Annotated in this window: 12 protein-coding genes; 6 read left to right on the forward strand and 6 right to left on the reverse strand. The window is 72.8% G+C overall.

All coding sequences use genetic code 11. The features are described 5' to 3' along the window. Positions 1-46 precede the first annotated feature (46 nt). Positions 47-1,036, forward strand: coding sequence for a GNAT family N-acetyltransferase (locus ACIGO6_RS16505; RefSeq protein ID WP_399876224.1), 990 nt, complete (start codon positions 47-49; stop codon positions 1,034-1,036). Positions 1,037-1,087: 51 nt separating this feature from the next. Here the strand turns inward: ACIGO6_RS16505 and ACIGO6_RS16510 are convergent, their stop codons facing one another. Together ACIGO6_RS16510 and ACIGO6_RS16515 are read right to left on the reverse strand one after the other, a co-directional pair. Further along, a complete protein-coding gene (locus tag ACIGO6_RS16510) occupies positions 1,088-2,467 on the reverse strand; it encodes a M1 family metallopeptidase (RefSeq protein WP_399877001.1) in 1,380 nt (459 codons plus the stop codon). Between the two features lie 104 nt (positions 2,468-2,571). Continuing rightward, a complete protein-coding gene (locus ACIGO6_RS16515; RefSeq protein WP_399876225.1) occupies positions 2,572-3,129 on the reverse strand; it encodes a heme-binding protein in 558 nt (185 codons plus the stop codon). A gap of 311 nt (positions 3,130-3,440) precedes the next feature. Between ACIGO6_RS16515 and ACIGO6_RS16520 the strand changes: the two genes are divergently transcribed. Then, positions 3,441-4,667, forward strand: coding sequence for a sensor histidine kinase (locus ACIGO6_RS16520; protein ID WP_399876227.1), 1,227 nt, complete (start codon positions 3,441-3,443; stop codon positions 4,665-4,667). Next, positions 4,664-5,326: a response regulator gene (locus tag ACIGO6_RS16525; RefSeq protein ID WP_399876230.1), complete on the forward strand. Its 663-nt coding sequence runs from the start codon at positions 4,664-4,666 to the stop codon at positions 5,324-5,326. Before ACIGO6_RS16520 ends, ACIGO6_RS16525 begins: the two co-directional genes overlap by 4 nt. Positions 5,327-5,405: 79 nt before the next feature. Here ACIGO6_RS16525 and ACIGO6_RS16530 read toward each other — a convergent pair whose 3' ends face one another. Then, positions 5,406-5,981, reverse strand: a complete 576-nt coding sequence (locus tag ACIGO6_RS16530) for a TerD family protein (protein ID WP_030191275.1) — start codon at positions 5,979-5,981, stop codon at positions 5,406-5,408. Positions 5,982-6,128: 147 nt separating this feature from the next. Here ACIGO6_RS16530 and arfB point away from each other — a divergent pair, with 147 nt between their 5' ends. Beyond that, positions 6,129-6,566: an alternative ribosome rescue aminoacyl-tRNA hydrolase ArfB gene (gene arfB, locus ACIGO6_RS16535; protein WP_399876234.1), complete on the forward strand. Its 438-nt coding sequence runs from the start codon at positions 6,129-6,131 to the stop codon at positions 6,564-6,566. Here the strand turns inward: arfB and ACIGO6_RS16540 are convergent, their stop codons facing one another. Further along, positions 6,567-7,037, reverse strand: coding sequence for a GNAT family N-acetyltransferase (locus ACIGO6_RS16540; RefSeq protein WP_399876236.1), 471 nt, complete (start codon positions 7,035-7,037; stop codon positions 6,567-6,569). It lies immediately after the preceding gene. A 66-nt stretch (positions 7,038-7,103) separates the two neighbouring features. Next, positions 7,104-7,703, reverse strand: coding sequence for a flavin reductase family protein (locus tag ACIGO6_RS16545; RefSeq protein WP_399876239.1), 600 nt, complete (start codon positions 7,701-7,703; stop codon positions 7,104-7,106). 357 nt (positions 7,704-8,060) lie between these two features. On the opposite strand from ACIGO6_RS16545, the gene cdgB reads away from it, so the two are divergent. Continuing rightward, positions 8,061-9,725 (forward strand): diguanylate cyclase CdgB, encoded by a 1,665-nt coding sequence (gene cdgB, locus ACIGO6_RS16550; RefSeq protein WP_399876242.1) that lies wholly within the window; start codon positions 8,061-8,063, stop codon positions 9,723-9,725. Between the two features lie 119 nt (positions 9,726-9,844). Beyond that, positions 9,845-10,816, forward strand: coding sequence for a carbohydrate-binding protein (locus tag ACIGO6_RS16555; RefSeq protein ID WP_399876245.1), 972 nt, complete (start codon positions 9,845-9,847; stop codon positions 10,814-10,816). A 3-nt stretch (positions 10,817-10,819) separates the two neighbouring features. Here ACIGO6_RS16555 and ACIGO6_RS16560 read toward each other — a convergent pair whose 3' ends face one another. Continuing rightward, positions 10,820-11,752 carry a 1-phosphofructokinase family hexose kinase gene (locus tag ACIGO6_RS16560; protein ID WP_399876247.1) on the reverse strand — a complete coding sequence of 311 codons (933 nt, stop codon included), beginning with the start codon at positions 11,750-11,752 and terminating at the stop codon, positions 10,820-10,822. Positions 11,753-11,871: the final 119 nt, after the last annotated feature.

Genomic DNA, 11,871 nt, shown 5'->3' on the forward strand with positions numbered 1-11,871 from the left:
GGCCGGCCCCGACATGGCGACGACGACGGCCGGATAGGTTGCCCCCGTGATCCTCAGCCCGCTCCACCTCACCCCCGACCACGACATCCCGGGCCCGCTCCTCACCGAGCTCACCGCCCTCTACGCCGCGAACCGCGCCTTCCACGCGCTCAGCGGCGACTTCCCGGACCCGGACGACATCCGGCCGGAGCAGGTGGCGGCGGCGCTGGCCGACGAGTTGGCACGGCCGGGCGCCGAAGTGCTGCTCGCGAGGGACGCGGGCCGGCTGGTCGGGGTCGCGGTCACCCTCGCCCGGCACCCCGACCCGGCCGACCCCGATCCCTGGATCGGGCTGCTGATGGTGGACGCGGGCCTGCGACGGCAGGGGTACGGCAGGCGCCTCGCGTCCCTCGTCGAGGACCGCTTCCGGGCCGCGGGCCGGACCGCCGTACGGCTCGCCGTCCTCGACGGCAACACCGACGGACTCGCCTTCTGGACCGCCCTCGGCTACACGGCCGTCGACCACCGCCGCGACCTGAGCCTCGACCGCCCCTGCACGGTGCTGCGCAAACCGCTGGAAGAACCGCCGGGCCGCCCCCCGCGCACCCCGCGCCGCGCCGCCCGCGTCGCCGTCCTCGACCCCGAGGGCGCGGTCTTCCTCTTCCGCTACGACAACGTCGAGGTCGGCGTGTACTGGGCGATGCCCGGCGGCGGCATCGAGGCGGACGAGAGCCCCCGCGAGGGCGCCCTGCGCGAAGTGCGCGAGGAGACCGGCTGGACCGACCTGGACCCGGGCCCGCTGCTGTGCACCTGGGAACACGACTTCACCCACCTCACCGTCGGCCCCGTCCGCCAGCACGAGCACATCTACGTCGCCCGGGGCCCCCGTCGCGAACCCACCGGCCCCCACCTCGCCGCCGCCCACGCGGCCGACGGCATCCTCACCTGGCGCTGGTGGACCCGGAAGGAACTCGCCGAGGCCCCCGAGCCCCTCTGGCCACCGGACCTGGCCCGACTGCTCGACGCGTTCGAGGCACCGGGGGCACCCGGAGAGTGAGCCGAGGGGAGGGCCGGTGTCTCACAGGGGCGGTGCCCCACGGCCGGCGGCTCAGGGCTTCTCCGGCCTGCCGTCCCCGTACAGCCATTCCTCCCAGACCTCCGTGAAGTCCTCGTCCGGGGCCGCCTTCTCCACGAACGCCGTGAAGTCCTCCGTGTCCGCGTTGCCGTGGCGGTGGGCGGCGGCCCAGCCCTTCAGGAGGGACCAGAAGGCGTCGTCGCCGACCGTCTGGCGGATCTTGTGCAGGACCATCGCGCCGCGCTGGTAGACGGGGCTCGCGGAGATGGCCTTCGCGTCGGGCGGGTCGGCGGGCGGGAACGCCCAGACCGAGTCGTTCGCGTCCTCGTCGGGGTAGTAGGTCCCCTCGTAGAGCGCGTCGAAGGTCTCCTGCGCGGTGTCGCCGCCCTCGTCCTCCGCCCACAGCCACTCCGCGTAGGTGGCGAAGCCCTCGTTGAGCCACATGTCCCGCCACGTCTTCGGGCTGACGGAGTTGCCGTACCACTGGTGCGCGAGTTCGTGGACGAGCAGGACGGTGTTCGGGGCGCCGGGGAAGTAGGGCCGGTTCTGGGTCTCCAGGGCGTAACCGGCGTCCTCGACGCGGTCGACGATCGCGCCGGTGGAGGAGAAGGGGTACGGCCCGAAGTTCTCCTGGGCCCACTCCATGACCTCGGGGATCCGCTCGAGGACCTTCCGGCTCGCGTCGGCCTGTTGCGGGTCGACGGCGGTGTGGACGGGCAGGCCGTCGCCGGTGGTGGAGCGGTCGGTCTCCCACTCGCCGACGGCGACCGTGGCGACATGGCTCGACATCGGCTCGGCGACGTGCCAGGTGTACGTCGTACGGCCGCCCCGGGTGGCCTCGCCCGTCAACTCGCCGTTGGAGACGACCCCGAACCCCTCCGGCACGCTCACCGCGAGGTCGTAGGTCGCCTTGTCGGAGGGGTGGTGGCTGCCGGGGTACCAGGCCATCGAACCCGTCGGCTGACCGAGTCCGACCGCGCCGTCCTCGGTGGGCAGCCAGCCCTCCTCGGACCCGTCGGGGTCGGTCACCGTCACCGGGTCGCCGGAGTAGCGCACGGCCACCCGGAAGGTCTCCCCGTCGTCGAGCTCGTCGGGCGGCCGGACCGTCAGTTCCTGCCCGGCCCGGTTGACGCGGGCGTCCCGGCCCTCGACGGTGACCTTCTCGACGTCCAGGCCCTTGAGGTCCAGGTTGAAGGCGGACAGGTCCTGGGTGGCGCGGGCGGTGATCGTCGCCGTGCCGGTGAGGTGCTCGGTGTCGGGGTCGTAGACGAGGGCCAGGTCGTAGTGGCCGATGTCGTAGCCGCCGTTGCCCGCCTTGGGGAAGTACGGGTCACGTACGCCGGAGGCGCCCGGGGTGCCGTGCACGCCGTCGCCGCTGCACGCCGTGAGGGCGGCGACGGCGACGGCGGTCATCGTGACGAGCGGACGGGGGAGGCGCACGTCATGATCCTATGGGGCGTTTCACGTGAAACGCCCACGGATGCAGGCGGCGAGGGACCCGGACCGAGGGAGCGGGACTAGCTCAGCGCCTCGGCGCCCGCCTGCGCGAACTTCTCGTCCAGGGCGCCGGACGGGGCGCCCGCGACACCGATACCGGCGATCGGCGCCTTGTCGGCGGTGACCGGGACACCGCCGCCGAGGAACAGCGTGCCCGGGATGTCCTTCAGGTTCGGGGCGTTCTCCAGGCGGCCCTCCAGCTCGGTGGTCGGGGCGTTCCAGGAGACCGCGGTGTACGCCTTCTTCACCGCCGACTCGTACGACTGCGGGCCGGCGCCGTCGCCGCGCATGGTGAGGATCGTGTTGCCGTTGCGGTCGACGACGGCGACCGTGATCCGCTGGCCCTCCTTCTTGGCCGCCTCGAGCGCGGCCTGGGCCGCCTCGGTCGCGGCGTCGATCGTCAGGTGCCGGGAGGTGGTGGTGTGGTCGCGGTCCGCGGCGGCCATCGGAGCGGCGGCCGGGGCGGCCTGAGGGGCCGCGGCGTTCGCCGACACCGCGCCGAAGGTGCCGACGGCGACGGCGGCGAGGACGGCACCGCCGGTGGCGATACGGGCGCGCCGGGAAAGGGTCTTCTGCATGCTGATCTGCTCCTCGGGTTCGGGCCGGACGGTCCGCGTCGAGGTCCCTCGGGGCCGCTTCCGTCCGTCTGCTCTCCACTCTCCGTCCGGAACCCGGGGCGCACGGTCGCCGTTCCGGCTGCTCGTCGGCGACGGAACGGGCGACGGCGGGGTCGTCCGATCGGCTGACCCGCGGGCCCTCCCCAGGGGCCACCATGGGAGTCGAAGCGCAGCTCGGCGTGGAAGGACACAGACGCAGCCGGCGTGGAAGGACACAGACGCAGCTCGGCCCGGCCCGGAAGGACACGACGGTGACAAGGAGGCAGGCGCGGATGCCGAAGCCGGACGACACGGACACCCGGTGGCTCGGCGCCGTCATGCACGCGGCGTTCTTCCTGCTGCTCGGCGGCGCCCTGGCCCGCTTCCTGCTGCGCCACCCCGGCGAGCCCCGCACACCGTGGATCATCGCCCTGTCCGTCGCGCTGGCAGTGCTGTACGTCCTCGGGCCCGTGCTGAGCGGTCCCGGGGAGCGGCCCACCCGGCGGCGCCTGGCCTGGCTGGGCCTGGTGGTCGTGGTGTGGATGGTGCTGGTCGTCCTCGCGCCCAGCTTCGCCTGGTGCGCGGTGCCCCTCTTCTACACCGGCCTGCGCACCCTGCCGGCCCGGGCGGCGCTCGTGCTGGTCACCGTGCTCACGGTGTTCGTCGTCGCCGCGCAGCTCCGGCTCGCCGGGCGTTTCGACCCGAACCTGCTGCTCGCCCCGCCCGCCGTCGCCGCCATCGCGGCGGCCGTGTTCCTGCACACCGAACGGCAGGCGGCCCGGCAGCGCGCCCTCATCGACGACCTGATCCGCACCCGCCGCGAGCTCGCCGCCTCCGAGCGCCGCGAGGGCACCCTCGCCGAACGCCAGCGGCTGTCCATGGAGATCCACGACACCCTCGCCCAGGGCCTGTCCAGCCAGCGGATGCTGCTCCAGGCGGCCGAGCGGGTCTGGGAGTCCGACCCGGACAAGGCCCGCACCCACGTCCGGGGCGCCGCCTCCGTCGCCGAGCACAATCTCGCCGAGGCCCGCCGCTTCGTCCACGACCTCGCCCCGGCCGACCTCGCCGGCGGCGGCGGTCTGGAGGCGGCGCTGCGCGCGCTGGCCGTGCGGGAGAGCGGCGACGCCCTCACCGTGCGCGTCCACGTCGACGACGGCGCCCGTGTCCCACCGCTGCCCGACCGCGTCCAGTCGGCGCTGCTGCGCATCGCCCAGGGCGCCCTGGCCAACGTACGGGAACACGCGGGGGCGTCCACCGCCGCGCTCACCCTCACCCTCCTCGACGACGAGGTCCTCCTGGACGTCAGCGACGACGGGCACGGCTTCGACCCGGCCGTGCTGCCCGACGCCCCCGCCGGGATGCGCGGACACGGCCTGCCCGCCATGCACGCCCGGCTCCGTCAGCTCGGTGGCACCCTTACCGTCGAGTCCGCCCCCGGCGAGGGCACCGTGGTGTCCGCCGCCGTCCCCCTGGCGGCACCCCGCACCGACCCGGCCGACCCCTCGGAGGCACCCCGATGACCGATCCGGCCGACACCCGCCCGGCCCCCGTGCGCATCCTGGTCTGCGACGACCACGTCGTCGTACGGGCCGGGCTCCTCGCCCTGCTCGACAGCGCGCCCGGCATCGAGGTGGTCGGCGAGGCCGGCACCGGCGAGGAGGCGCTCGCGCTCGCCGCGCGGCTGGCCCCGGACGTGGTGCTGATGGACCTTCAGCTCGGCGAGGGCATCGACGGCGTGGAGACCACCCGCCGCCTCACCGCCACCGCGGGAGCCCAGGGAACCGTCCCGCACGTCCTGGTCCTGACCACCTACGACACCGACGCCGACATCACCCGCGCCATCGAGGCCGGCGCGACCGGGTACCTGCTGAAGGCCGAACGCCCCGAGGAGCTGTTCGCCGCCATCCACGCCGCCGCCCAGGGCCGCACGGCACTGTCCGGGCCGGTCGCCAGCCGGGTCATGGCCAACATGCGCAGCCCGCGCCCCTCCCTCACCGACCGCGAACACGACATCCTGGCCCAACTCGCCACGGGCCTCGGCAACCGCGAGATCGCCCGCGCCCTGTTCATCAGCGAGGCCACGGTCAAGACCCACCTGCGCCGCATCTACGACAAGCTCGGCGTCGACACCCGCGCGGGCGCGGTCGCGGTGGCGAAGGAGCAGCGCCTGCTGCCGTGACGCCCCGCCGCGATGACGCCGAAGGCCCCCCGGCGCGCGACCGGGAGGCCTTCGTACGGAACGGACGGGCGAGCGAACGTCAGACGTTCACGCCGAAGTCCTGGGCGATGCCCACCAGGCCCGAGGCGTAGCCCTGGCCGACGGCGCGGAACTTCCACTCGGCGCCGTTGCGGTAGAGCTCGCCGAAGACCATCGCGGTCTCGGTGGCCGCGTCCTCGGACAGGTCGTAGCGGGCGATCTCGGCGCCGCCGGCCTGGTTGACGATGCGGATGTACGCGTTGCGCACCTGGCCGAAGTTCTGCGAACGGTTCTCGGCGTCGTAGATCGAGACCGGGAAGACGATCTTGTCGATGTCGGCCGGGAGGCCGGCCAGGTTGACGTTGATCGCCTCGTCGTCGCCGGCGCCCTCGCCGGTGCGGTTGTCACCGGTGTGGACGATGGTGTTGTCCGGCGTCTGCTTGTTGTTGAAGAAGACGAAGTGGGCGTCGGAGTAGACCTTGCCCTGCGTGTTGACCGCGATCGCGGAGGCGTCGAGGTCGAAGTCGGTGCCGGTGGTGGTACGGACGTCCCAGCCGAGGCCCACGGTGACTTCGGTCAGGCCCGGAGCCTCCTTGGTGAGCGAGACGTTGCCACCCTTGGACAGGCTTACAGCCATTGTTGGGAGTCCCTTCCTTCGTTTACGTACGGCAAGAAAGCTACAGCTACCCCCATGAACGAGGAGAGGGGTACACAAGGTTCCAGCTCTCTTTACTTTCTTTACTGACGGTTATTCGGGTGACGCGGGCCGCCCGGGGACGGGAACATGGACGGCATGTCCGGTCCCCATGTCATCCGCGGCTCGGTCTCGCTGCCCGAGGCCGAGCTCGTCTGGCGTTTCTCCCGCTCCTCGGGGCCGGGCGGGCAGCACGTCAACACCACGGACACGGCGGTGGAGCTCCGCTTCGACCTGGCGCGGACCGAGTCCCTGCCCGAGGTGTGGAAGCGGCGGGCGCTGGAGCGGCTGGCCGGGCGGCTGACCGACGGGGTCGTCACCGTCCGCGCCTCCGAGCACCGCTCCCAGTGGCGCAACCGCGAGGCCGCCGCCGTACGCCTCGCCGCCCTGCTCGCCGAGGCCACCGCGCCCCCGCCCAGGCCCCGCCGGCCGACCCGCATCCCGCGCGGCATCAACGAGCGCCGGCTGCGGGAGAAGAAGCAGCGCTCGGAGACGAAGCGGGGCCGGTCCCCGAAGAACTGGAACTGACTAGTCCAGCTCCAGCACACCCACCGTCTCCTCCTCGGCCTTCTCGCCGTTCGGACGGAAGCCGAGGCGCAGGTAGAAGTTCTCGGGACCGTTCGCGCCGGGATGCCAGGTGACGAAGCACTCCTTGCCGCCGCGGCGGCGTATCTCGGCGGCCACCGACTCCACGGCGAAGCGGCCGTAGCCCCGGCCCTGCTCGTCGGCGGCGATGTTCAGGCGCCACAGGCCGGAGCGCAGTGCGCTTCCGTCGTCGTACCAGTCGATGTCGAAGAAGCCCATGAGGAAGCCGACGGGACGGTCGCCGTCGAGGATCAGGCGCGGCCAGGCCCTGGCGGAGTGGACGTAGGCCTCGGCGAGGGACTTCACCACCGGGTCGACGGCGAACTCCTGCTCGGGGCGCACCCGTATGGCGAGGGCGGCCTCGATGTTCGCAGGGGTGATCTGCTCCAGGCGGAGCGCGGTGCTGGTCGTCATGCGCGCACCCTAAGCGGGTGACTTCCGTGGCGACCAGCGAATGGGGCTCACCTCAACTGCCAGTACTCACCCCAACTGCCGATACCGCCCCCGGAAGTACGCCAGTGGTCCCCCGTCCGCGCTCGGCACCGCGGCGGTGAGCACCCGGCCGATCACCAGGGTGTGGTCCCCGGCCGGCACACGCTGCTCGGTGCGGCACTCCAGGGTGGCCAGGGCCCCGCCCACCAGCGGCGCCCCGGACGCCCCGCCCCGGGTGTAGGGGATGTCCTCGAAGAGGAGCCGGTCGCTGACGCGGCCCTTCATCGCGAAGCGGCCCGCGATGTGCCGCTGGCTCTCGGACAGGACGGAGACCGCCCACAGCGGCTGCTCGTCGAGGAGGTCGTCCATGCGGGAGCCCTCGCGCAGGCCGACCAGGACCAGCGGCGGGTCCAGGGACACCGACATGAACGCGGTGGCCGTCATCCCGACGTCCTCGCCGCGCGGAGCGAGCGGGTCGTCGGGGTCGAGCGGCGGCTCCTGCGCGGTCACCAGGACCACGCCCGAGGCCAGCCTGGACATGGCGGCACGGAACTCGTCGTTGCTCACCCCCTCAGCATGCCCGGCGGCGGGCGACGGCGACGGGAGCGTGGGGGACGCGGGGGACGTGAGAGACGGAGTGTTCGGCACCCCGTCACGCTAATCGCCGCCCCGGCGGTCCGGCATCGGACCCCGGACCGAACCGGGTTCCGAACCGGGACCTAGGACCACAGAAGGAGCCCCGCGAGCCCCTTCCGCGAGCCCCTTCAGGAGACGTGCGCATACCTACAAACTTTGCGTTCAGTAAACGCACCGGGAAAACGCAGAAACACCACTCAATTGTTCATCTTTCGCTGTGACTTGAGTCACAAGGGGCGGTAATTGTTGACCCTGTGTACCGAGTGGGCAGCGCGCTGTGATTCAGTGGCGGGGAACTGGAAGGGCACCATCAGTAAAGGCGCCAAGGCAACCCTTGATTCGCTGCGAGGTCTCGGGGGGAGGGCGAGCATGGAGACCGAGTCGGAGCCCTACGTCCGTCTTGCGTCCCTGCGGCAGCTGCACCAGGTCATGGCCGACATGAACAAGGCCCGCAGCCTGGCCGACACCCTGCAGGCCGTCGCCGACGGCGTCGTCCAGGCCCTCGGGTACGAGCTGGCGTGCGTCAACATGGTCCGTCCCGACGGCGACCTCGTCGTCGCCGCCTTCTCCGGCAACCAGGCCGCCGAGGCGCTGATCACCGGCCGGGCGGGTTCCCGCGAGTCCTGGGACCGGCGCCTGAGCATGGGCGAGCAGTGGGGCGACCTGATCTTCATCCCCCACACCGAGGGCTGGATCCTCGACGACGACGACGTCCCGCAGTGGTACACCGACGGACCCGCGCCCCGCTTCGAGGACGAGTGGCACCCCTCGGACCGGCTCTTCGCCCCGATGTACGCACCCGGCCCGCAGGGCGGCGGCACCAGCGGCGAGCTGATCGGCGTCCTGTCCGTGGACCGGCCGCGCAACGGCCGCCGTCCCGGCGCCTGGGGCCGCGAGGCTTTGCAGATGTACGCGTTCCAGGCGGCCATCGCGATCAGCAACGCCCGGCTCCGCTCCAACATGCAGCGCGCCCTGGTCCGCCTGGAACGCGACCAGCAGGCGCTCAGGGCCAGCGAGGAAAGCTTCCGGCAGGCCTTCGAGTACGCCCCCTCCGGCATGGCCATCGCCGAGATGGGCGGCGACCAGCACGGCCGCATCCTGCGCACCAACGACGCCCTGTGCCGTCTGCTCGGCCGCCCCGCCTCCGCGATGCGCCGCTACGCCTTCTCCGACCTCGTCCACCCCGAGGACATCGGCACCCTGCTGCGCACCTCCGCCGAGGGCGGCCGGGCCGAGCTGCGCCTGGGCCGCCGCGACGGCACCTACGTCTGGGTCTCCCTGCGCAACAGCGTCGTCGCCGACGCCGCCGACGGGCCCCGCTTCCTGCTCACCCACGTCGAGGACATAGAGGAGCGCAAGCGCCGCGAGCTCCAGCTCGCCCACCGCGCCTCCCACGACTCCCTCACCGGACTGCCGAACTCCGCCGAGCTGCGCTCGCGCCTCGCCGCCCGGCTGTGCCAGCGCCCGCAGTCCTCGCAGGTGTCCGTGGCCGACGCCATGGACGCGGCGTACGGGCACTCCGCCGTGTTCGACTCCGGGGGTCACACCTACGACTTCGGCGCGCTCACCGAGCCGTACGGTGCCTACGACCACCATGTGCACGCCGTCGCCCCCGCGGACGGCCGCGACGACGGCACCAAGGGGCTCGCGGTCCTCTTCTGCGACCTGGACGGCTTCAAGTCGATCAACGACCGGTTCGGGCACAACGCCGGTGACGCCGTGCTCATCGAGGTCGCCCGCCGGCTCGGCGGCGGCGTGCGCGACGGCGACACGGTGGCCCGGCTCGGCGGCGACGAGTTCGTGATCCTCGCCAACGGACTCGGCCGGGCGGACGCCGAGGACCTCGCCGTCCGCCTGCGCAACGAGATCATCCAGCCGATCCGGGCCGAGGGCCGCGCCGTCCGCGTAGGCGCCAGCTTCGGCATCGGATGGGCCCACTGCGGCATGACGGCGGACGAAGTCCTGAAATCCGCGGACGAGCGGATGTACGTCGAGAAACGATCTCGTCCCAAACAGCACAGGCGTGCGGGATGAACCCCAGGTCAGCGGGCTGATGCGGTCTGAGTCACCCGTTTGGCCCAGCCGGAGCGGGTAGGCTCGCCCTCTCACGACGTACCGCACACGCACACCGCACCTGGTTAGGAGACCTAGGGATGACGCCCGGCAACAACGGCGCGAGCACGCCCGAGGACGACGACCCGTTCGGCTATCTGTACGCCGACGGGCAGGCCAACGGGGCCCAGCCGCCGTCCGGTGGCTACGGCTACCCGAACTCCGTCAACCGGGTGCGTCCCGTCGGCACACGGCAGTACGGGGCACCGCAGGGCCAGACCGCCCCGACCGCCGCCTACGGGCAGGCCGCCCCGCAGCAGCAGGGCGCCTACGGGCAGCCGAACGCACACTACGCCGCGCCGGAGACGTTCCCCGGCGGCGGCGCCCCCACCGCCCCGCAGCAGTCCGGGCACGGCGGGCACGGCGGGGGCGGCGGGCGCCGCGGCCCCAACACCAAGGGCCTGCTGATCGGCGCGGTCGCGGTCGTCGCCGCGGTCGTCATCGGCATCGCCGTGGCCATGACGAGCAGCGGCTCGGACGACGACAAGGGCGGCAACGAGGCGGGTGGCGGCATCACCCCGACCCAGTCCGAGACCACCGAACCGAGCCCGTCCGCCAGTGACACGGCCGAGGAAGAGGTGAAGCTCCCGGAGGTCGACGCGAAGACGCTGCGCCTGTCGCCCGGCGTGGCGACGGCCTCGGACATCGAGGGCGCCCGGTCGGACGGCGGCGTCTACGTGGCCAACCTCAACCAGCCCGGCGCCTCGGTCACCTGGACCGTGGACGGTATCCCCGAGGACGGCCTCTACACCCTCTTCGCCGGCTACAGCGCGGCCGGCGAGGACCAGTCGATGACGCTGACCGTCAACGGCAAGGAGTTCGGCAGCAAGCTGAACCTGGGCAACTTCACCGGGGCCAAGGACGGCGACTTCGCCAAGGGGTGGACCAAGACCTACGCCTGGCCCACCCTCAACAAGGGCACCAACACCATCACGCTCTCCTGCGCCGACGGCGACAAGTGCAACGTGCTGCTGGACCAGTTCTCCCTGAAGAAGGGCCAGGTCAAGGAGTAGCGCTCACGCCGCGCCCGCCTCCGCCGTCACCGCGACCCCGCGCCCGAGCAGCTCCTCGTACGCCGCCCGGTCGAACTCGCCCGCCACCGGTGCCAGCACCGTCGCCGCGGACAGGGCGACCGCCCGGGCCAGCCGGTCCGGCCAGGGCAGGTGCTCGACCAAGCCGGAGAGCAGACCGGCGACCGCCGAGTCGCCCGCGCCCGTCGGGTTGCCGTGGACGTGGGCCGGCGGAGCGGCGCGCCAGTGGCCCTCCGGGGTCACCGCGAGCAGCCCCTCGGCGCCCAGCGAGGCGACCACGGTACGGGCGCCGCGGCGCCGGGCGGCCTGCGTGGCCCGCAGCGGCTCGTGCGAACCGGTCAGCTCGGCGAGCTCGTCGGCGTTCGGCTTGATGATGTCCGGGCGGGCGGCCACCCCCCGCCGCAGGGGCTCCCCGCTGGTGTCCAGCAGCACCGGCACGCCCGCCGCCCGCGCGGTGCGCACCAGCCCGGCGTACGCGCCGACCGGCACGCCCGGCGGCAGGCTGCCGCACAGGGCCACCGCGGCGGCATCGGCGAGCAGATCCTCGTAGGCCGCCTGGAAGGCGTTCCACTCGGTGGGTGCGACGGCCGGGCCGGGTTCGTTGAGCTGGGTGGTGTCGCCGGTGCGTTCGTCGACGACGGCGATGGTGCGCCGGGTCGCCCCCGCGACCGGGACCAGCGCGTCGGCCACCTTGCGCACGCCGGTGAGCCCCGCGCGCACGACGTCCCCGGTGGTGCCGCCCGCGAAGCCGGTGACCGTCACCTCGTGTCCGAGGGCCGCCAGTACGCGGGCCACGTTCAGCCCCTTGCCGCCGGGCCGCTCCGTCACGTCGGTGACCCGGTGGGACGTGTGCGGCCGCAGGGACCGGACGCGGTAGGTGATGTCGAGAGCGGTGTTGAGCGTGACGGTGAGGATCACCCTTACCGACCTCCCCCGATCGCCTCCGGCTGCCTGTCCCGGAGATGTTTTCCGAAGACACGATCATGCCAAACGGACGGCGGTCGGCCCAGTCCCCGCGTCGGCCACCGTCCCCATGA

Origin of the sequence: Streptomyces sp. NPDC053750 (genome assembly GCF_044544295.1) — a bacterium.
Taxonomy (GTDB): Bacteria; Actinomycetota; Actinomycetes; order Streptomycetales; family Streptomycetaceae; genus Streptomyces.

Coding starts and splice junctions, on each gene's coding strand:
- ACIGO6_RS16520 (WP_399876227.1), top strand. CDS start 3,441: ATGCCGAAGCCGGACGACACGGACACCCGGTGGCTCGGCGCCGTCATG.
- ACIGO6_RS16555 (WP_399876245.1), top strand. CDS start 9,845: ATGACGCCCGGCAACAACGGCGCGAGCACGCCCGAGGACGACGACCCG.
- cdgB (WP_399876242.1), top strand. CDS start 8,061: ATGGAGACCGAGTCGGAGCCCTACGTCCGTCTTGCGTCCCTGCGGCAG.
- ACIGO6_RS16515 (WP_399876225.1), bottom strand. CDS start 3,129: ATGCAGAAGACCCTTTCCCGGCGCGCCCGTATCGCCACCGGCGGTGCC.
- ACIGO6_RS16530 (WP_030191275.1), bottom strand. CDS start 5,981: ATGGCTGTAAGCCTGTCCAAGGGTGGCAACGTCTCGCTCACCAAGGAG.
- ACIGO6_RS16510 (WP_399877001.1), bottom strand. CDS start 2,467: ATGACCGCCGTCGCCGTCGCCGCCCTCACGGCGTGCAGCGGCGACGGC.
- ACIGO6_RS16525 (WP_399876230.1), top strand. CDS start 4,664: ATGACCGATCCGGCCGACACCCGCCCGGCCCCCGTGCGCATCCTGGTC.
- arfB (WP_399876234.1), top strand. CDS start 6,129: ATGGACGGCATGTCCGGTCCCCATGTCATCCGCGGCTCGGTCTCGCTG.
- ACIGO6_RS16540 (WP_399876236.1), bottom strand. CDS start 7,037: ATGACGACCAGCACCGCGCTCCGCCTGGAGCAGATCACCCCTGCGAAC.